15 protein-coding genes and 2 tRNA genes are annotated in these 20,360 nt (G+C 62.9%); 6 read left to right on the forward strand and 11 right to left on the reverse strand.

The genetic code is table 11. The features are described from left to right. Window positions 1–5: 5 nt before the first annotated feature. The 6 genes from GC088_RS08390 to GC088_RS08415 form a co-directional block, all read right to left on the reverse strand. The gene (locus tag GC088_RS08390) at window positions 6–626 is read right to left on the reverse strand and encodes a mycothiol-dependent nitroreductase Rv2466c family protein (protein WP_323958563.1); all 621 of its coding nucleotides are present in this window, start codon (window positions 624–626) and stop codon (window positions 6–8) included. Window positions 627–663: 37 nt separating this feature from the next. Then, window positions 664–1,956 carry an ATP-dependent Clp protease ATP-binding subunit ClpX gene (gene clpX / locus GC088_RS08395; RefSeq protein ID WP_323958564.1) on the reverse strand — a complete coding sequence of 431 codons (1,293 nt, stop codon included), beginning with the start codon at window positions 1,954–1,956 and terminating at the stop codon, window positions 664–666. Window positions 1,957–2,141: 185 nt separating this feature from the next. Beyond that, on the reverse strand, window positions 2,142–2,816 hold the full coding sequence (locus GC088_RS08400) for an ATP-dependent Clp protease proteolytic subunit (RefSeq protein ID WP_323958565.1): 675 nt from the start codon (window positions 2,814–2,816) through the stop codon (window positions 2,142–2,144). A 39-nt stretch (window positions 2,817–2,855) separates the two neighbouring features. Further along, entirely contained in the window at window positions 2,856–3,452 is a 597-nt protein-coding gene (locus GC088_RS08405) for an ATP-dependent Clp protease proteolytic subunit (protein WP_323958566.1), read from the reverse strand. Window positions 3,453–3,701: 249 nt separating this feature from the next. Then, entirely contained in the window at window positions 3,702–5,108 is a 1,407-nt protein-coding gene (tig, locus tag GC088_RS08410) for a trigger factor (protein ID WP_323958567.1), read from the reverse strand. A gap of 85 nt (window positions 5,109–5,193) precedes the next feature. Then, window positions 5,194–5,267 (reverse strand) — tRNA-Pro (locus tag GC088_RS08415). Between the two features lie 143 nt (window positions 5,268–5,410). Here GC088_RS08415 and GC088_RS08420 point away from each other — a divergent pair. Then, window positions 5,411–5,484, forward strand: a tRNA-Gly gene (locus GC088_RS08420). A 42-nt stretch (window positions 5,485–5,526) separates the two neighbouring features. Here the strand turns inward: GC088_RS08420 and GC088_RS08425 are convergent. Both GC088_RS08425 and GC088_RS08430 read right to left on the reverse strand, forming a co-directional pair. Next, window positions 5,527–6,432, reverse strand: coding sequence for an Fpg/Nei family DNA glycosylase (locus GC088_RS08425; RefSeq protein WP_323958568.1), 906 nt, complete (start codon window positions 6,430–6,432; stop codon window positions 5,527–5,529). After that, entirely contained in the window at window positions 6,432–6,905 is a 474-nt protein-coding gene (locus GC088_RS08430; RefSeq protein ID WP_323958569.1) for a ribose-5-phosphate isomerase, read from the reverse strand. The genes GC088_RS08425 and GC088_RS08430 overlap by 1 nt, the downstream gene beginning before the upstream one ends. A gap of 159 nt (window positions 6,906–7,064) precedes the next feature. Between GC088_RS08430 and GC088_RS08435 the strand changes: the two genes are divergently transcribed. Further along, window positions 7,065–8,660, forward strand: coding sequence for a multicopper oxidase family protein (locus GC088_RS08435; RefSeq protein ID WP_323958570.1), 1,596 nt, complete (start codon window positions 7,065–7,067; stop codon window positions 8,658–8,660). Window positions 8,661–9,153: 493 nt separating this feature from the next. Here the strand turns inward: GC088_RS08435 and GC088_RS08440 are convergent, their stop codons facing one another. Together GC088_RS08440 and GC088_RS08445 are read right to left on the reverse strand one after the other, a co-directional pair. Further along, a complete protein-coding gene (locus GC088_RS08440; protein ID WP_323958571.1) occupies window positions 9,154–12,513 on the reverse strand; it encodes a chitobiase/beta-hexosaminidase C-terminal domain-containing protein in 3,360 nt (1,119 codons plus the stop codon). A 176-nt stretch (window positions 12,514–12,689) separates the two neighbouring features. After that, window positions 12,690–14,972, reverse strand: a complete 2,283-nt coding sequence (locus tag GC088_RS08445) for an IPT/TIG domain-containing protein (RefSeq protein WP_323958572.1) — start codon at window positions 14,970–14,972, stop codon at window positions 12,690–12,692. A 270-nt stretch (window positions 14,973–15,242) separates the two neighbouring features. Here GC088_RS08445 and pepN point away from each other — a divergent pair, with 270 nt between their 5' ends. The 4 genes from pepN (at window position 15,243) to GC088_RS08465 (ending at window position 19,554) form a co-directional block, all read left to right on the forward strand. Then, window positions 15,243–17,795, forward strand: a complete 2,553-nt coding sequence (gene pepN / locus GC088_RS08450; protein WP_323958573.1) for an aminopeptidase N — start codon at window positions 15,243–15,245, stop codon at window positions 17,793–17,795. A 56-nt stretch (window positions 17,796–17,851) separates the two neighbouring features. Beyond that, entirely contained in the window at window positions 17,852–18,382 is a 531-nt protein-coding gene (locus tag GC088_RS08455; RefSeq protein ID WP_323958574.1) for an OsmC family protein, read from the forward strand. An 85-nt stretch (window positions 18,383–18,467) separates the two neighbouring features. Next, window positions 18,468–19,091, forward strand: a complete 624-nt coding sequence (locus tag GC088_RS08460; protein ID WP_323958575.1) for a mechanosensitive ion channel family protein — start codon at window positions 18,468–18,470, stop codon at window positions 19,089–19,091. Then, window positions 19,081–19,554 carry a globin gene (locus GC088_RS08465; RefSeq protein ID WP_323958576.1) on the forward strand — a complete coding sequence of 158 codons (474 nt, stop codon included), beginning with the start codon at window positions 19,081–19,083 and terminating at the stop codon, window positions 19,552–19,554. Before GC088_RS08460 ends, GC088_RS08465 begins: the two co-directional genes overlap by 11 nt. Before the next feature lie 38 nt (window positions 19,555–19,592). Here the strand turns inward: GC088_RS08465 and GC088_RS08470 are convergent, their stop codons facing one another. Next, on the reverse strand, window positions 19,593–20,264 hold the full coding sequence (locus tag GC088_RS08470; RefSeq protein WP_323958577.1) for a DUF8185 domain-containing protein: 672 nt from the start codon (window positions 20,262–20,264) through the stop codon (window positions 19,593–19,595). Between the last annotated feature and the right edge of the window lie 96 nt (window positions 20,265–20,360).

Consider the following 20,360-nt stretch of genomic DNA (forward strand, 5'->3'; position numbering starts at 1 on the left):
AGCCGCTAATCGAACGACGGGCTGGAGGTCCTGGATCGCTTCAGTTCATAGAATTCGGGAAACTCAGCCATCATCAGGGCGCCATCGAAAATGCGTCCTGCTTCTTCTCCGCGCGGGATCCTGGTCAGGACCGGGCCGAAGAAGGCCGTTCCGTTGAAAGCGACAACGGGCGTGCCGACCTCGTCGCCGACCCTTTCGATGCCGGACTGGTGCGATGCCCGCAGCGCGTCGTCGTACTCGTTGCTGTTGGCGAAATCGGCCAGCGAGGCAGGAAGCCCGACCTCCTCGAGTGCTTCGCGGATGACCACCGCGTAGTCCTTGTTCCCTCCGTTATGGATGCGCGTGCCCATGGCGTCGTAGAGTTTCTTGATGTGCTCTGGGCCGTGGAGCTCGGAGGCCGCGATGATCACCCGGACAGGGGCCCAGGCTTCGTCCATGCCACGGCGGTAGTCCTCGGGAAGGTCACGGCCCTCGTTGAGCACCGACAGGCTCATCACGTGCCAGTCCACCTGGACGTCCCGGACCTTCTCCACTTCGCCCATCCACCGAGAGGTAATCCAGGCAAACGGGCACACCGGGTCGAACCAGAAGTCGGCCTTCCGTGTGCTGGTGGCGGCAGCTGTCATGAAGGTACTCCTTGGTTATGCAGATGTGTTCCGACGGTTATGCGGACTTGTTCCGGCGCTTCGCGACTACATCGTGCGAGATTAGGGTGGGCTCTGCGGTCTTACCCACTACTGCCGATGTGATGACGACCGTGGCGATGTCCTCACGGCTCGGCAGATCGAACATCACCGGAAGCAGTACTTCCTCCATGATTGCCCGCAGGCCACGCGCGCCGGTGCCCCTTTCAAGAGCCTGATCAGCGATCGCCTCCAGCGCCTCCGGTTCGAAGACAAGTTCGACGCCGTCCAGTGCAAACATCTTCTGATACTGCTTGATGAGGGCGTTCTTCGGTTCAGTCAGGATCTGGATCAGCGCCGGCCGGTCCAGGTGCGTGACCGTGGTGATGACGGGAAGACGGCCGATGAATTCCGGAATGAGCCCGAACTTCAGCAGGTCTTCGGGCATGACGTCGCCATAGCTTGCTTCCTCATTCTTCAGCGAACTCAGCGGGGCACCGAAACCAATGCCCTTGCGCCCGGCACGGGAGCCAATGATCTCCTCCAGGCCGGCGAAGGCTCCCGCCACGATGAACAGAACGTTAGTGGTGTCGATCTGGATGAATTCCTGATGAGGGTGCTTGCGTCCACCCTGCGGTGGTACGGAGGCGACAGTTCCCTCAAGGATCTTCAGGAGAGCCTGCTGCACGCCCTCACCTGAAACATCGCGCGTGATGGAGGGATTTTCGCTCTTACGCGAGATCTTGTCGATCTCGTCAATGTAGATAATGCCCTGCTCGGCCTTCTTGACGTCGTAATCGGCTGCCTGAATGAGCTTGAGTAGGATGTTCTCGACATCTTCGCCGACATATCCCGCCTCGGTCAGCGCTGTGGCGTCGGCTACCGCGAACGGCACGTTTAGCCTGCGGGCCAAGGTCTGGGCAAGGTAGGTCTTGCCGCAGCCGGTGGGGCCGATCAGCAGGATGTTCGACTTTGCAATCTCCACATCTTCAGTGGGGGTTGCATTGGAAAGGTTTGCGGAAGCGCGCGGGGTATGCCCGGACTGGATGCGCTTGTAGTGGTTATACACCGCGACCGCAAGGGAGCGCTTTGCGGGCTCCTGGCCGATGACGTATTCCTGGAGAAAGTCGAAGATCTCGCGCGGCTTCGGCAACTCGAAGGTGCCCAGGTCTGCAACTTCGGAGAGCTCTTCTTCGATGATTTCGTTGCAGAGCTCAATGCACTCGTCACAGATGTATACGCCGGGCCCTGCTATGAGCTTCCGAACCTGCTTTTGGCTTTTGCCACAGAAAGAGCACTTGAGAAGATCGGTGCTCTCACCAATGCGAGCCATGTGTCAGTCCCCTAACGTGGTCCTCAGTATTGCTTTGAGTCTTCGGCCGCTACCAACAGTGTTGTGATGGGACGGTCTCCATGCGTCGACTAGATTCCACTCTAGGCCACTTGGTGCCATGAATCAGCAAACCGACGCCCGTGGCCCTCCTTTATTGCTGGAGTCCACGGGCGTGACGGTAGCGGTTACGGCTTGTTGATCTTCGGCGGAGTGATCTTCCGCGAGGTAAGGACTTCGTCAACCAGTCCGTAGGCTTTCGCGTCCTCGGCGGTAAGAATCTTGTCGCGCTCAATGTCGCTGTTGATCTGCTCGGAAGTCTTCCCGCTGTGAAGGGCGAGCGTGTCCTCCAGCCAGGTCCGCATGCGCATCACTTCGTTGGCCTGGATCTCCAGGTCGGATGCCTGTCCACCCTGTCCGCCGCCCAAGGCAGGCTGGTGGATGAGGACCCGTGCGTTCGGAAGCGCCAGCCGCTTGCCCGGCGCGCCGGCCGCGAGCAGCACGGCAGCAGCACTCGCGGCCTGTCCGAGGCAGACCGTCTGGATCTCGGGACGGATGAACTGCATCGTGTCGTAGATGGCAGTCATTGCCGTGAAGGATCCGCCCGGGGAGTTGATGTAGAGCGTGATGTCGCGTTCCGGGTCGGTGGACTCAAGAACGAGCAACTGCGCCATCACATCGTCCGCGGACGCGTCGTCCACCTGCACGCCGAGGAAGATGATGCGGTCCTCGAACAGCTTCGTGTAGGGGTCCTGGCGCTTGAAGCCATACGGCGTGCGCTCTTCGAACTGGGGCAGGACGTAGCGGCTGGTGGGCAGCTGGGGAGCCCGGCCGCCTGCTGCGGCAGAGAAATTGTGGTTCATTGTGCCTCCTGGGCAAGTCTGGGTGAGCTGGATCCTGGACTAGTCGCGGCTGGTTCCGCCGCCGCCGGACACGGAGCCAGCGTGTGCCGAGATGTGGTCGAAGAACCCGTATTCGAGGGCTTCCTGGGCGGTGAACCACTTGTCGCGGTCGTTGTCCTTGAGGATGGTCTCAACGGTCTGGCCGGTCTGCTCCGCAGTCAATTCCGCCATAACGCGCTTCATATGGAGAATCAGCTCAGCCTGGATCTTGATGTCGGAGGCCGTACCGCCGATGCCTCCGGACGGCTGGTGCATGAGGATACGCGCGTGCGGTGTCGCGTAGCGCTTGCCCTTGGTGCCCGAGGAGAGCAGGAACTGACCCATGGAAGCCGCCAGGCCCGTAGCAACCGTGACAACGTCGTTCGGAATGAACTGCATCGTGTCGTAGATGGCCATGCCGGCGGTCACTGAACCACCCGGAGAGTTGATGTAAAGGAAAATGTCCTTCTCCGGATCCTCGGCAGACAGCAGGAGCAGCTGCGAACAGATCGCGTTGGCGTTTTCATCCCTGACTTCGGATCCCAGCCAGATGATCCGCTCCTTCAGGAGCCGGTTGTAGATGTAGTCGTCGCGGCTGGCAGGATCAACAGTCGCCATGGTCGGGGTTCTTGGTTCGATTGCCATTGCTGATTGACCTCTCACTCAGGTTTTTCTCTCACTGGACACTAACCCGTCCGGGGAGCGTTTTGCTCCCGCGCCCCGAGCTGTTCGCTGACGGCGCATCCCCCACTGGCACGCCTGGCCGGGGCGCAATCGCGGTCCCGGCACCAGGCGCTTAACGGACGATGCCGCCAGCACAAACGCTGGCGGCATCAGTCGGTATGTCAGGCTTGAGCGGCCCGGTGATCAGGCCTTGGCGGCGTCAGCGTCCTCGGCGGAAGCTGCGCTCTCAGCGGCATCCTCCACTGCCTCGGGAGCCTCGTCCTCGGCCGGAACGGTCTCAGCACCGGCTGCTTCGCCTGCCGGACGGACGAAGTCGGACAGGTCGACAGACTCACCGTTGGTATCGGTTACGACCGCCAGCTCCAGGACCTTTGCAAGGGCCTTGCGACGGCGGACTTCACCGACGATCATGGCGACCTGGCCGCTCTGGTCCAGCATCTGGGCGAACTGGTTCGGATCCATGCCGTACTGGCTGGCCGAGGAAACGATGTAGTCGATGAGCTCGCTCTGGCTGACGCCGATCTCTTCCTTCTCCGCTACAGCATCAAGGACGATCTCGTTGCGGAACGCCTGCTGGGTGTTCTCGCGAACCTCCGCGCGGTGCTCCTCGGTGTCGTGGTCCGGCCCGGCGGAGTGGCTGCTCTCGGAGTTGAAGTGCTGCTCCAGCTGCTCCTCGACCACGGACTCAGGCACCGGCACCTCAACCAGCTCCAAGAGCTTCTCGAGGACCTTGTCCCGGGCTTCGACACCCTGCTCAACGAGCTTGTCCTCGGCGGCGCGCTTGGCGAGGTCGGCACGCAGTTCATCGATGGTGTCGAACTCGCTTGCCAGCTGTGCGAAGTCATCATTTGCGTCCGGCAGCTCGCGCTCCTTGACAGCCTTGACCGAAACGGTAACCTCGGCATCCTTGCCGGAGTGCTCTCCACCGGCGAGCTTGGTCTCGAAGGTGGAGGATTCGCCGGCGCTGAGCCCGGTAACGGCCTCGTCCATGCCCTCGAGCATGGTCTTGGAGCCGATCTGGTAGGAGATGTCGGCGGCAGAATCGACTTCCTCGCCGTCGATCTTCGCCGTCAGGTCAAGCGTGAGGAAGTCGCCGTCGGTAGCCGGACGGTCTACTTCCTTGAGCGTGCCGAAGCGGCCGCGAAGCTCGTCAAGTGCCTTGACGACGTCGTCGTCGGAAGCCTTGGCGGCCTCAACGGTGACCTCCAGGCCCGAGTACTCCGGAAGTTCAATTTCGGGACGGATGTCGAGCTCAGCGGTGAAGAGGAGCTGGCCGTCCTGTGCAGAGGGATCGGGAACCTCGGTGATCTCAACCTCGGGCCGGCTCAGCGGACGGATCTTGGTCTCCTGGACAGCCGTCTGGTAGAAGCCGTTGAGTCCCTCGTTGATGGCGGTCTCGATGACGTAGCCGCGTCCCACGCGCTGGTCGATCAGCTTGTTCGGGACCTTGCCCTTGCGGAAACCCGGAACCTGCACCTGGTTGGCGATGGTCTTGTAGGCAGCATCGATGTTCGGCTTGAGTTCCTCGAAAGGGACCTCCACGTTGAGCTTCACTCGCGTGGGAGTGAGGTTTTCGACAGCGCTCTTCACAGCCTAGTACTCCTGATTGATTAGGGATCGGTTCTGCACCGGGGATACAAATCCGCGAAGGATCATCTGCACCGTTAATACAGAGTCGGGGTGACAGGATTTGAACCTGCGACTTCCTGCTCCCAAAGCAGGCGCTCTTCCAAGCTGAGCTACACCCCGGTTAGTGCAGAGGCAAGTCTACGAAAGAAAGCCCACCGTTGCACATTTTGAGAATCGGCCCGCCATATGGTGTAGTTATATGCGTTCCAGCCACGCCGGAAGCGTGCGGCCCCCAGCCGCAACAACCACCTCACTGCTGGTCCGGGGATGTAGCTCAATGGTAGAGCCTCAGTCTTCCAAACTGATTACGCGGGTTCGATTCCCGTCATCCCCTCCAATTCTGTTCTTTTAGTGATCTCCCCGTCGGGATCCTTCCTTCTTATGCAGCCTGGCAGTTGGGGCACCAGTACAGCTTACGGGCCCCCATCTCCGTCATCGCTATCGGGGTGCTGCAGATTCGGCACGGCTGCCCCGTCCGCTTGTACACATAGTGAGCGTCCTCGACGGGAATTGCGGCTGCGTCCGTGCGTGAGCGGTCCGTGTGGGAACGATGGTCCGGTGTCGTCGTGATGATTCTGCCGGCCTCCACGCCCTCATTCATCAGCAGCACCAAGTCCTCCCACAGCGCTATTGCCTCCGCATCGGGCAGTGAGACTCCCGGCACCCATGGATGAATCCGACGCCGGAACAGCGCCTCGGCGCGGTAGACATTGCCGACGCCGGCAATCACCGCCTGATTCATGAGCGAGAGCCCGACAGCGGACCGTGTCCGCTGTATACGCGTGACGAATTCACCCGGATCAGTCTCCGGATCCAGCGGGTCGGGGCCCAATTTCGACAGTACCGCCTGCTCATCAGCCGCCGTAAGAACTTCACAGGCCGTGGGGCCGCGCAAATCTGCCCAGCCATGTTCGGACACGAATCGAACGCGAACCGCCCCTACGGGCGGCGGCGGTCCCACGTAGGAGGCGCCGTCGTCGTCGGATGCGGTTTCCTGCTCCCCTATCCGCCGAGGGGCACCGATGCTCGATGCCCCACGAAAAGTCTCGTCGCCGCCGAAGGTCCAGGCCCCGTAGAGGCCCAGGTGCACGCGCATCACTAGCTCGTTGTCGAACTCAAGGAAAAGCTGTTTTCCATGCGCCCGCGCGGCGACAAGCACCGAGCCGTCAAGGCGGTCGGCCCCTGCCTGGAACCGGCCCTGGGGACTGCTGACGCGCAGCCGCTCGCCGACGAACGCCGAATTAAACTGGCGCGCCAGGCGGTGGATTGAGTGACCCTCAGGCACTACGCGATGACCTCTCCCGTTGCCTCGTAGGCGGCGATCTTGCCGATCCGGCGCACGTGCCGCTCAGCTCCGCTGAACGGTTCGGCCAGGAAGGCCTCCACGATCGCCGTCGCCTCCTCGAGGGAGTGCTGGCGCCCGCCGAGGGCAACCACGTTGGCGTCATTGTGCTGGCGGGCCAATCGCGCAGTATCGAGGCTCCAGGCCAGCGCAGCGCGTATCCCCTTCACCTTGTTTGCCGCGATCTGCTCCCCATTACCGGAACCACCAAGAACGATGCCCAGCGCTTCGACGCCGGACAACTGGTCGTCAACCACCGCGAGGGCAGCGTTGATGCAGAAGGAGGGGTAGTCGTCCTCGGCGTCGTAGACGGTAGGGCCGTGATCGATCATCTCGAAGCCCTTCCCGCTGAGGTGTGCCACGAGGTGTGCACTCAGCTCCATGCCGGCGTGGTCGGTTGCGATATGAACGCGCATCAATGTTCCGTTTCAAAGGTGTGGTCGGTTGCCCTCCAAGATTAGTGGCTGCGCAAAGGCGGCGTTGACTGTGCGGCTGGGCTCGCCCAGGAAGAGTCCTAGGTTTTCTCCAAGTACGGCAGGCGATTCTTTTCCTACAGCCAAGGGAAAGGAAGACCGATGTCCGTTTCGCGACGACAGGTCCTCACAATGGGGGGACTCGGGGTAATCGGCGCAGGAGCGCTAGCAGCTCCATTCAGCTCTATCAGCGCCAAGTCTGCGAGCAAGCTGGCAGACAGCGATATGCCCATCCCCTACCGCTCGCCCTTGACGGTGCCGCCGATCCTTGAACCCTACGCGGTTGGCCGCGCGCCTGACGGCGCCAAGGTGCATTACTACAGCGTCACGCAGAAGGCCGGCACAGCAAAGATCCTTCCACGCCTGACCACGCCGATCCTGGGTTACAACGGCATCTTCCCCGGACCCACTATCGACCTGCTGCAGGGTACGCGGGCGGTCTTGAAGATCCGCAACCAGCTGCCGCAGACCCACCCACTGCACGGGCATACGCTCTCAACGTCCACGCACCTGCACGGGTCTGCCTCCCTCCCGCAGTTCGACGGGTACGCCAGCGATGTGACGCCTCCGGGCTTCGCGAAGAACTACGAGTACCCCAACTTCCAGTCTGCGCGCACGCTCTGGTACCACGACCACAACGTGCACCACACCGCAGAGAACGCCTACTCCGGCCTCTCGGCGCAGTTCTGCATGCATGATCCCGCCGAACGGGAGCTGCTGCCACAGAACGAGTTCGATGTTCCGTTGACCCTCTCGGATGTCATGTTCGCAGCTGATGGAAGCCTGGCCTATGACGACAACTCGCACTCCGGCCTCTGGGGTGATGTGATCCTGGTGAACGGCAAGCCGTGGCCGGTGATGAAGGTCAAGCGCCGCGTCTACCGGTTCCGCATTCTGAACGCCTCGATCTCCCGTTCGTTCCGGCCGACCCTGAGCACGGGCGAGGCTGTCCACGTGGTTGCGACCGACGGCGGCCTGATGCCAAAGACACAGGCGGTCGATTCCTGGCGTCACGCTGGCGCCGAGCGCTACGAGGTCCTCATTGACTTCTCGCTCTACCAGCCTGGACAGCGGGTGGAATTGCGCAACCTGTCCAACAAGAACAACGTCGACTACGACTTCACAGACCGCATCATGGCATTCGATGTGACGGACGAGCCTGTGAATACCGCGGATCACACCTGGAACACGATTCCAGAAACGCTGGTTGGCCACGAGGTCATGGACCTGCAGGCCACCAGAGAGACCCGCGTCCGCAAGTTCCGGGTCAAGCGCGAAAATGACGTATGGGTGATCGGGAACGACTCCTGGGCCGACATCATCGCCAGCGGGTACCGACGCGTTTGCGCCGATCCAGGTCTGGGCGACACCGAGATCTGGGAGTTCGAGAACAGCTCCGGCGGATGGTTCCACCCGATCCACATTCACCTAGTGGACTTCCAGATCCTGAGCCGTAACGGTCGCCCGCCGTTCTCCTACGAGATGGGTCCCAAGGACGTGGTGTACGTAGGTGAGGGCGAGACGGTTCGGCTGCTGATGAAGTTCGGCCCGCACCGCGGCAAGTACATGATCCACTGCCACAACCTCCCGCATGAGGACCACGACATGATGACCCAGTTCAGTGTCGGTCTGAAGCCCGGAGAGGTGGACCTGAACGATCCCATGAAGGCCGCCCCAGCCTTCTGGGACGGCGAGTAGCCCCAGCTCGCACCTGGAGTCCGGGTGGTCCTTCCCTTCACGGGAAGGACCGCCCGGACTCTTTTGCTGTGCGCTAGGCCTCCAGCATCGACCTGCCCACGATCGGTGCGGGTATCTGCGGCTCGGAACGGAGCCCTTGGCACCTCGTATCCTCCGTCGTGATGCGGGTTCCAACGAGTTTCCCGTCCGCCGGGGCGCCGCTCGATGAATAGGACATTAGGGGTGCGAGGCCATCACAAGACCTCGGGCCGGTCCATCTACCAGCACTCATGCCGCTTGGTGGATCGAGCACGACGGCGGGGGCCCCCTCTACAACCACCGGTGCGTCCATGTGGCGTCCCAGGCACCACCAGGTGACAGGGTCTTCGCCGGCGCATAGGGGAAGGCCCAACGAGAGGTGAAGGCATGTCGTATTCGAGGACACAAGGAAGGCCTCCCCTGCCGTTTACGACAGGGGAGGCCTTCTCTCTGTTGGAGCTGGAGAGCCTTGGGGCTAGAAGATGGTGTTCATGGTCCTCCAGCCGGTGCCCACCTGAGCCTTCTTCAGCCATCCACCGGAACCGTTACCCGTGTAGAGCCACAGCCTGCCCGAGCGGTCCTTCGCCAGGACATCGACGTTGGTGTCGCCGTCGAAATCGCCCGGACCGAAAATGTTGCTCATCGAGTTCCAGCCGGTACCGACCTGAGCCTTCTTCAGCCATCCACCGGAACCGTTACCCGTGTAGAGCCACAGCCTGCCCTGGCGGTCCTTCGCCATAACGTCAACGTTGGTGTCGCCGTCGAAATCGCCCGGACCGAAAATGTTGCTCATCGTGCTCCAGCCGGTACCGACCTGAGCCTTCTTCAGCCAGCCGCCGGAACCGTTACCCGTGTAGAGCCACAGCCGGCCCAAGCGGTCCTTCGCCATAACGTCAACGTTGGTATCGCCGTCGAAATCACCCGGACCGAAGATGTCGCTCATCGTGCTCCAGCCGGTACCGACCTGAACCTTCTTCAGCCAACCGCTGTCGCCGTCACCCGCGTAGAGCCACAGCCGGCCCTGGCGGTCCCGGGCGAGAATGTCCGCATTGTTGTCACCGTCGAAATCACCCGGAGTGAAGATGTTGCTCATGGTGCTCCAACCGGTCCCGACCTGGACCCGTGTCTGCCATACCCCGGCGCCGTCTGTGGGGTAGAGCCAGAGCCGCCCGGAGGCGTCCCGTGCCAGCACGTCGGCGTTTCCGTCGCCGGAGAAGTCGTGTCCTCCGACTCCCGCCGGCGGTGCAGCAGGAGCATCGATGGTGAATTTCCACTCGCCGAGGGCGCTGACGTTACCTGCAGCGTCAATGGCGATTGCACGGAGCGTCGTCGTCTCAGTGATGTCGATGGGCCCAGTGAACAGGGTGCTGTTCACGGTGGGTTCACTGCCGTCCGTGGTGAAGCGGATGGCCGCGCCCTCGGTCGCGGCGAGTGTCGCCGTCGTCGCAGCGGTGAATATTCCGCCCGGGGTGGTGGTGGTCAGCTCCGGCGCCACAGTGTCGATCGTGTAGGTTTCCGTGACGATCGGCGAGGGCACTCCCTGATTGACTGCAACGAACTTCAGGACCGTGTCGGCAGTGATGGTGATGGGCTCGGCGTACTGAACGCCATCCTCAATGTCGGGATCGGTGCCGTCCGTCGTGAAGAAGATCGGCAGCCCTGCCGGGTTCGAGGTGAGCGCAACCGTCTGCGGGGTGTTGAAAGCACCGCCCACGATGTCTGCCTGAGCCGTGGGAGCCTCTGGCGGCGTGGCATTCACGGTCTTGCCCTGGACGACGAACTGATTTGTCTCGCCCACCGTGCGTGCAGCCCCGGTGACAGGCTCGCCGCGGGTGTCGAGCACCTTCTCGATTCTGAAGAAGTTCGTGTTGTAAGGGCTGCCGGTCACCTCGTGCGGTGTCGACCCATCGCCGAGGTAGCCCGCGGGAGCGCCCTGAGTCCACCGCAGGAACGGACCTATCTTTGACTCCAGCAACGGGCTGAAGTCTCCGTTGCCGTTCATGCTGCCCAGGTCTTCGGTGTAGCGAAGGCTGCCCGTGTCGTCGGCTACGACCTGGAACCTGCCGTACGGATGCGTTATCTCGTAGGTGGAACCGAACTCGAACACGTCGTCTCCCCGAACGCGGATGCGGCCGAAAGCGACCTGATCTCCGGGAGCAGCCCCCTCCCCGGTGAAAGCGGCTTCGAGAGCGAGGCCCAGCCGGACGTCTTCGCCGTCGACGTTGATGGCCGCTTCCGAGGCCCACCAGAAAGACTCACCTGCGAAGTTATCAGGGAAGGATCGTGGTTCAGTCGGGTTCGGAAGTTCCTCGACGATTGGGCACAGCGGATCCTCCAGGCAGAGTTGCAGCTGCACGTTGTTGTTGTCCTCAAGCCATTCCGGGAAGCCGTGGTCCGTGCTTACAGGCCCAACAGCCTTCAGGTTGTGAATGACGTACTTGAAGTCCCGGATCTCGCCTGCGTTGCCGGACCCGTCAACGGACACTGCACGGATGGTGGTTGTGCTTCCGACGGTGAACGGGTCGCTGTACTCGAAGGTTGAACCGGTTGCGCCCTGGTCGTCGTAGGTTGGCTCGGAGCCGTCCACCGTGTAGTAAATGTCAGGGGTGTTACCCGACTGGGTGGTGCCCGTGAGGGTTACCTGCTGAGGTCCCGCATACGATGGCGCAGCGGGATCCGGCGTTGCGCTGATCCATGGGCTGGTGGCATCCAGTATGTACGTTTCGCTCTTGATCTCCGACCTCTGGGACGGATCCGTCAGGCTGACCGCCATGTACTTGAGCTGGGTAGTGCCCGGCTGGTCGAGCAGTACGGGAGCGACGTCGGCGTCGCCTTCGGATGGCTCCCATACTTTGGCGCCCACGCCTACGGTGCCGTCCTCGGCGACCACCGGATCGCTGCCGTCGGTCGTGTAGACGATTTTCGCCTCGTCGGGGAACGACGCCTGGATGTTGACCGTGGTGGGGTCCCGGTAGATTCCGCCGGGCTTGTCCACGCCGGCGCGCACCGTGGCAATCTTGCCCTGCACTGCGAAGAGATCTGTCTCAGTCCGGGGGATGCCCGGGCCTTCAATGCTGAAGAAGTTGGTCCCGGTCGGGCTTCCGGTCACTGTGTGTTCGACATTGGGATCCCCGATCGACCCTGCGGGAGCGCCTGCGTCCCAACGCAGGAACGGCCCCACCTTGCCTTCGAGCGGTTCCGTCCAGTCACAGGGCTGCTGCAGGCAGCCGAGGTCTTCGGTGAATCGGACACGCCCGTCCTCATCTGCCGTAACCTCGAAGACTCCGTACGGGGTGGTTGCCGTGTAGGTAGCACCTGCCTGCGCCCCCTCGAACCGGATACGCATGCGAGCGAAGGCGTTCTGCTGACCCTGCACGACATCGCCGACGCCTCCGAAGGCAGCTTCCGTGGCCATGATGAGGCGTGCCTCTTCACCGTTGGGCAGGGCCAGCGACGCCTCGCCGGACCACCAGAACGACTCTTCCGGGAAGTTCGTTGGCATCTCGAGCGGCAATGCCGGATTGTAGGCTTCACCGACCACCGGGCATACCGTGGCTTGGTCGATGCACAGCTCGAGCCGAAGACCGGTCTTGTCCTCGTACCAGTACGGATAACCGGTGTCCGGGTTGACCGGGCCGACGCTCCCCTGCATACCGGTTGCGACCGCTGCCGGCAGCACGACCGCCGGCGACAGCGCACCTACAGCCCCTGCCATGGGCAGCGGACCAAAGGAGGACATCAAGACCACCGCTGAAGCAGCGATGCCCGTACCCTTCCAGATCCTGCCCGGACGCGATACTCCCCGCGCCAGACCCTGTGAACCGTTCGATTTCATGATTTCTCCCTGGATTGTGCGAATCGCTCGATGAGCTGCTTCGTGGAAGGGGGCAACCAGTTGTTACCCGAAACCAACTCTTTCGAGTGGAGCCTGCGAATACCTTGAGGTGCGTGGACAGGACGAAGGCCTCCCCTGCCGCGCTGTGGCGAGGAGGCCTTCGTTCTATGCCGCTGCTAGAAGATGCTGGTCATCGTGTTCCAACCGGATCCGGCCTGAGTCTTCTTCAGCCAGCCGCCGGCACCGTTACCGGTGAACAGCCACAACCCGCCGTTCCGGTCCCGAGCCAGCACGTCGACGTTGTTGTCGCCGTCGAAGTCGCCGGGGCCCACGATGCTGTTCATCGAGTTCCACCCGGTACCCGCCTGGACCCTCTTCAGCCACCCGCCGGCACCGTTGCCGGGATACAGCCATAGTCCGCCGTTCCGGTCCCGGGCCATCACATCCACGCTTCCATCGCCGTTGAAGTCGCCTGGGCCGAAGATACTGTTCATCGTCTGCCAGCCTGATCCGACCTGGGACTTCTTCAGCCAGCCGCCTGCACCGTTACCGGTGAACAGCCACAATCTGCCGTCCTGATCCCGGGCAAGGACGTCCACGTTGGTGTCTCCGTTGAAGTCACCCGGGCCAACGATGCTGTTCATCGAGTTCCAGCCGGTACCAACCTGGACCTTCTTCAACCACCCGCCGGCCCCGTTACCCGGGTACAGCCAGAGTCCTCCTCGGGAATCCCGGGCGATCACGTCCGCCTTCTCGTCGCCGTTGAAGTCACCGGGGCCGAACATGCTGTTCATCGTGTTCCAACCAGTACCAACCTGGACTTTCTTCAGCCAGCCGCCAGCACCGTTACCCGGGTACAGCCACAACCCGCCGTTCCGGTCGCGAGCGAGCACGTCCACGTTCCCGTCGCCGTCGAAGTCGTGGCCGTCGATACCGCCCGTCGGCGGTGGTGTAGTTGCGACGTAGTTGTATACGACCGGATTGGAGGTTCCCGAAACGGTGGTGACGTCGACGCTAACCTCCCCTTCAACGTCGGGGGGAGCCAGGAAGGACAGTTCCGTATCCGAGACGACCGTGACGTCGTCGTCAAGGAAGGAGGCTGAGCCCATCGTCACCATGGTTCCGTTCGGAACGAAACCGGTGCCCTTCAATGTGATCGTGCCACCGCCCTCGATCGGACCGGTGTCCGGGGAGATGGAGGTAATCACCGGCGGGGCCCCGGCCGGCAGGTAAGTGAGGTCCATCGTGCCGCTGGTGCCAACCGGTGTGGTCACACTCAGCGGAACGACGCCCGCAGCCTGGGCAGGTGCCCGAAGAACGAGCATGCCGCTGTTGGGAACCTCGACGTTCGAGGGCGAGACCGTCGTCGTACCGATGGTGACGCTCGTCCGGTCCCGAACGAAACCGGAGCCGAAGATGTGGATCTCCTCACCGCCCGTTGCAACGGTCTCGTCCGGATCAATCGCCTCGACGACCGGCTCCTCCGGCGCAGGCTCAACGTACGAGAAAGCGAGTTCACCGCTGCGGCCCGAGGGCGTCGTCACGGTAACTGCTGCTGAACCGACGGCGCCGGGCGGCGTGACAAAGGTCAACTCGCTGCCGGAAACCACGACGACGTCGGTTGCCTTTTCGCCGCCGACCTCCACCGTGGTGTCTGCGGTGAAGCCGCTACCCTTCAGTGTGATGGTGTCACCACCGGTGGTAAGTCCTTCAGCAGGAAGCAGTTCCGTGAGCGCTGGAGCGCCCGGGTCCTCCTGATGCTCACAACCGGCTTCGCCGACAACGATGCTTCCCAGCCAGATCGAGGCTACCGCGCCCACCTCGGGAACTGTTCCCTTCAGGGTCAGGTTCACCGACATGCCGACCGCGTCCGCGGTGGACGCGTTGGCGCTCACGCTGCCGGGCCGGACCTTTGCTACCAGTTCAGCGCTGGTCATCCCCGGAATGGTTGCAGCGGCAGTCACCTGCTCGCCCTCCACGGGAACGGTTGCCAGGTCGAGAGGTTTCCCAAGGACCTCGACTGCCTGTGCGCTCGTTTCGCCCGTCGGGAGGGCGCCTGGGAGGCATTGCGCGGTTGCGGAGACCTGTTCAGCTGCGACAGCTTCGACGCCGAGCACCGAGACAGACAGTTTGTCCACGACGGCGGAACTGCTCGTGCCGCTTTCGTCCGAGACGGTTGTCAGTGTCGACGAACCCGATGCCCCTGCCCCCTTCAACTCGCCAAGGTACGCCGCCAGGTCGGGAATGACCTGTTCACCGGGCGGGCTCTCGGAACCTGCGACGGCGTCCACCTCCAGCAGAGGCGTTTTCACCAGTTCCAGGGACAGCTTCATGGCGAGCGCCGAAGCGTCGGCGTCGCCACCGTCTGCGAGCGCCGGCGTCGCGACGAACGCGCTGCCGCCGATTGCGAGGGCGGATGCAATCGCCGTAACTCGTGCGGTGCTCCATCTCGGGGACATGTTCACACTCCTATGAAGTCGGACAGCGGCGTCGGCACGCCGCTCCGGGTGTGGCAGCGGCACGACTGTCGTGCTGGTGCAACGGTAGGAAGCGGACCTTGGGAACAGGTTGAGCCTTTCGGGGCTTCACGATTTTGTGCTCTCAGCTGGATGTGGGCACGTACACCCGCCCGAATGGTGAAGGCACGTTGTTCTGCGTAAGGTGAGTCACACCGCGCCATCGCGCGGCTTGTCACCATCTCCACCCACGGAGGCATCACCTTGCCAGGCATGAACCTGACGCGGGACGAAGCTCGCCAGCGCGCGGCAACAGTCAGCGTCCACAGCTACGCCATCAACCTTGATTTGACCCGCGGTTCTAGCGTGTTTCGCTCCACCACGGTCGTGTCCTTCGACGCGGAGCAGGGTTCGTCCACCTTCATCGACGCTGTGACGGAGACCGTCCATCGGGTCACGCTCAATGGAGTGGACCTCGATGTTGCTGACGTGGCTGACGGGGTACGGATCCGGCTCGATAACCTTGCTGCCTCCAACGAACTCGTGGTCGATGCCGACATGCTGTACATGAACACGGGCGAGGGACTGCACCGCTTCGTTGATCCCGTGGATAACGAGGTCTACCTCTATACACAGTTCGAGGTACCTGATTCGCGTCGGGTCTTCGCCGTTTTCGAGCAGCCCGATCTCAAGGCCACCTTCCGCTTCACGGTCACCGCGCCGTCGCACTGGGACGTCATCTCCAACTCCCCCACCCCTGATCCTGTCGATGCTGGTTCTGCCGAGGACGGCGGCGCGCGCTCCACCTGGGCCTTCGAGCCGACGCCCCGGCTCTCCTCCTACGTGACCGCGCTGATCGCCGGGCCCTACCAGTCGGTGCGGAGCGAGCTGACGAGCTCCGACGGCCGGACCATCCCGCTCGGCGTGTTCGCGCGCAAGTCCCTGATGCAATACCTGGACGCGGAGAACGTTTTCGAACTGACCCGGCAGGGATTCGAATTCTTCGAGGCGCAGTTCGGAACGCCCTACCCGTTCGAGAAGTACGATCAGCTTTTCGTCCCCGAGTTCAACGCAGGCGCCATGGAAAACGCCGGTGCGGTGACCTTCCTTGAGAGCTACGTCTTCCGCTCCCGCGTGACCGAGGCAACGATCGAGCGGCGCGCCATCACGATCCTGCACGAGCTGGCCCACATGTGGTTCGGCGACCTGGTGACCATGCGGTGGTGGAACGACCTCTGGCTCAACGAGTCCTTCGCTGAGTTCATGTCCACGCTGGCATCGGCCGAGGCTACTAAGTTCACCCAGTCGTGGACCACCTTCGCCTCGCTCGAGAAGGCATGGGCCTACCGGCAGGACCAGCTTCCCTCGACGCACCCGATCGTGGCGCCCATCAACGACCTTGAGGACGTGCAGGTCAACTTCGACGGCATCACCTACGCCAAGGGCGCCTCGGTCCTGAAACAGCTTGTTGCCTGGGTTGGACAAGACAAGTTCATGGAGGGCGTCCGCGAGTACTTCGGCAAGCACGCCTGGTCGAACACCGAGCTTTCGGACCTGCTGACCGAACTTGAGAAGGCGAGCGGGCGCGACCTTAAGGAATGGTCCGCGCAGTGGCTGGAGACCGCCGGGGTGAACACCCTGCGGCCTGCAATCGACTACGACGACGACGGCGTCATCACCTCGTTCTCCGTCCTGCAGTCCGCGGTCGCTGACTACCCGACAATCCGTTCGCACCGGCTGGCCATCGGTTTCTACTCACTCACCGACAGCGGACAGCTCGAGCGCTCCCATCGCGTGGAGCTCGACGTAGCCGGCGAGCGGACGGACGTGGCAGAACTGGTCAGTCTCCCCCGCCCCGATCTTGTCCTCCTGAATGATGATGATCTCGCCTACGCGAAGATCCGCCTTGATGAGCGCTCGCAGCGCACCGCAACCCGTCACCTGAAGCACTTCGCCGAATCCCTCCCGCGGACACTTGTCTGGGCTTCCGCATGGGACGCCGCTCGCGATGGCGAGACTCCTGCGCGCGATTACGTCGAGCTCATCCTGCAGAACATTGATTCGGAGTCGGATTCCTCGGTGGTGCTGGTGCTGCTGCGTCAGCTCGCCACGACACTCACCTACTACGTGCGGCCGGACGATCAGCGGCCCATGGAAATCGCGGCCGCGGACAGTCTGTGGGAACTCGCGCAGGCAGCGGAGGCCGGGTCGGATTCACAACTCCAGTTTGTGAAGGCTTTTGCCGTGCATGCACAGACGGATGAACAGCTCGACGCGGTGCAGGGAATCCTGGACGGCTCAAGCGTGCCTGAGGGTCTGTCCGTGGACGCGGACCTTCGGTGGGAACTGCTCACATCCCTGGTGGTGGGCGGACGCAAGTTCCAGTCCGACATCGACGCCGAACTTGAACGGGACGCGACAGCGACAGGCGCCCTCGCCGCAGCCCAGGCAAAGGCCGCCATCCCCACCCCGGAGGCAAAGGCCGAGGCATGGGCAGCGATCGTCGAACGTTCCGATATGCCGAACGCCGCCCAGCGCTCGGCGATCGCCGGGTTCACCCGGGCGCATGACACCGCCCTGCTGGAACCGTTCGCCGAGAAGTACTTCAGCGCGGCCAAGGAAGTGTGGGCAACCCGCACGCACGAGATCGCTCAGCAGATCATCGTGGGTCTCTATCCCTCACGCCTGACCTCGCAGGCAACGATCGATGCGACCGACGCCTTCCTCGCCACCCTGGAGGACGATCTCGCGTCCCTCCGCCGACTGACGCTGGAGAACCGTGACGGCGTGGCCCGGGCTCTCAGGGCGCAGGCCGCCGACCGCTGACAGGCATCCGTTGCCCCGGCCCCTTACGGCCGGGGCAACGGGTGTAATTTATGCTCATGAACCTCTCCGAGCACAACTACAGGGTCGACGTCGTATGGACGGGGAACCGGGGCGAGGGCACCTCGCACTATCGCGCGTACAGTCGTGACCATGAGGTCACATCGTCCGGTGTTCCCATGATCCCGGGCTCGGCAGACCCGACGTTCCACGGCAGTGCTGAGCGGTGGAACCCGGAGCAGCTTCTCCTTGCCGCGCTGTCTCAGTGTCACATGCTCTCCTACCTTCACATGGCGGTGAAGCACGGCGTCAACGTCACCTCCTACGAAGACGCGGCCGAAGGAACCATGCGATTGAATCCGGACGGTAGCGGAGAGTTTGTCAGCGTAACGCTCAGGCCCCATGTGACCATCACCGATGCCACCGCCAGGCATTTGGCTCAGTCGATTCACCACGAGGCGGCAGCGGCCTGCTTCATCGGACGATCAGTGAACTTCCCCGTGCTGCACGAGCCGGTGGTCCACGTCGCCAGAAACGCAGCGGCGGGATCCGCAGAGGAGCTCGCTGCCGGCTCGGGCATGAGTGCCTGAGGAGCTTTTCCGCCACGGTAATGTTGAGCTGCGCCCAAGCACCCCCGTGCAGGGCAGCTCCTTGGCGTGACTGAAAGGCATCTCCATGCAGTTTTTCGACCAGCTCGGATACGGCGGCAATATCCTTGCCGCAGCCCTGATCCTGCTGGCGGCGCTTTTCCTGTGGCTGATACTGCGCGTGCTGATCAACCGTATGGTGCAGCGCGTGCAGAACGGCTATGAAATGTTCAGGAAGCCGCACTTCCGGTGGGCCCAGCCGGTCCTGCGGACGCTCGACCACAAACGCCGTGTCCAGCGGGCCGAGACAATCGGAGCGCTTCTGACCAGCACAGCGGGCGTCACCATCGCAATCATCGCCATCATGACCGCCATTGAACAGCTCGGGGTCAATATCGCCCCGATCCTCGCCAGTGTCGGCATTGTGGGCATCGCGATCAGCTTCGGCGCGCGGGAGGTGATCCGGGACGCTTTCCTCGGCTTCTTCATCACCATTGAGGACCAGTACGGTATCGGCGACGTCATCGAGGTCGGCGATACGGTCGGCGTCGTACAGTCAGTCGGTCTGCGGATTACCCGCCTGGTCGATGAGAACGGGGCAATCTGGTACATCCGCAACGGTGACATCATGAAGGTAGGCAACAGGTCCCAGGGAAACTACATTGCCCCCGCAAGCGACAACGAGAAGACAGAAAAGCCCCATGAGCAGTGAGACACCGGGATCGATTCCCATTCCGTCCCGATTCGGTGAGCCGATCGCGCGGCTGACTCCGGTCGGCCCCCGCTTCGACCAGCCTTCCTACACCGACAACTTCTACGAGGCAATCGGCGGGCACCAGACATTCGTACGCCTGGTCGACGTTTTCTACGACGGCGTGGCCACCGACGATCTCCTTCGCCCGATGTATCCGGAGGAAGACCTAGGCCCGGCGAAGGAGCGACTGCTGTTGTTCCTCGAGCAGTACTGGGGTGGCCCCAAGACCTACAGCGAGCAGCGCGGACATCCGCGACTGCGGATGCGGCACCAGCCGTTCCAGGTGACACCTGCGGCGCGCGACCGCTGGCTGGCACATATGCGCGACGCCGTTGATGCCCTTGCGCTGTCGCCCTTGCATGAGGCGACGCTGTGGGACTACCTGGAGCGCGCAGCCCATTCCATGGTCAATTCCGCCTGAGGCGCCACTTCCGTCTGGTCCGCGCTGGTTACTCCGGCCTACAGAACCGCGGCCTGCCGAACCAGGACGTGACCGCCCGCTGTGCTGAGCCGCGTCCACCGGCCGTTCGTGAGCACCTGCGCGTCCTGCTCGGGCGCAAGGAAACCCAGAGCGTAGGCGCCAAATGCTGCGCCAGCAGGCAAACCGGCTGGAGCACCATCGATAGGCCTGGCCCAGATGACGCCCCGTGCATTGTTGACCACGATGGCTCCGGGACTGTTCGGAACCGTCTGGGCTACCTCGCGGATTCCGTCGGACGCAGCGGCCAGCAATGAATCAGTGCCCACCGTACCCGCCGGGGTCCATCCCGAGCGCGGTGGCAGTACCCCGGCCCAGTTCTCGGTGACGGTTGTAGGCGGGACCGGAAGTACGACGTCGTGCTCCCCCATCCGTGCCAGGCGGTCCGACACGGAAGCCAGCCCAACAGTAGTATCGAGCCGCGCGGGCTCCGCCAATGGCATGGTCCTCAGCCCCAGCACGGTGGGCGTACCCTCTCCGAGGATGCGCGGAGCAAGGATCGAGACGTAGGCAGCCAGGACCCGACCCTCGGCCTGCAGGCGCACGGCACCGTCCTGTGCGGCGCGGGCCCGCCCCACATAGGTTCGAAGGTCCGACACCACCTGCGGCTCGGCAAACGTGAGTTCTCGGGCAAGGGTGGAGGATCCGGGCATGCTGCAATCCTCTCACCTGGGCGGCGCCGGCTTCCATTCGCCGGTTGAGACGGCAGGCGATCCCGGTCTAAGGTCAGTTCTGTTTTCGTCCGCGAC

The organism is Arthrobacter sp. JZ12, from assembly GCF_035189165.1.
Lineage (GTDB): Bacteria > Actinomycetota > Actinomycetes > Actinomycetales > Micrococcaceae > Arthrobacter_D.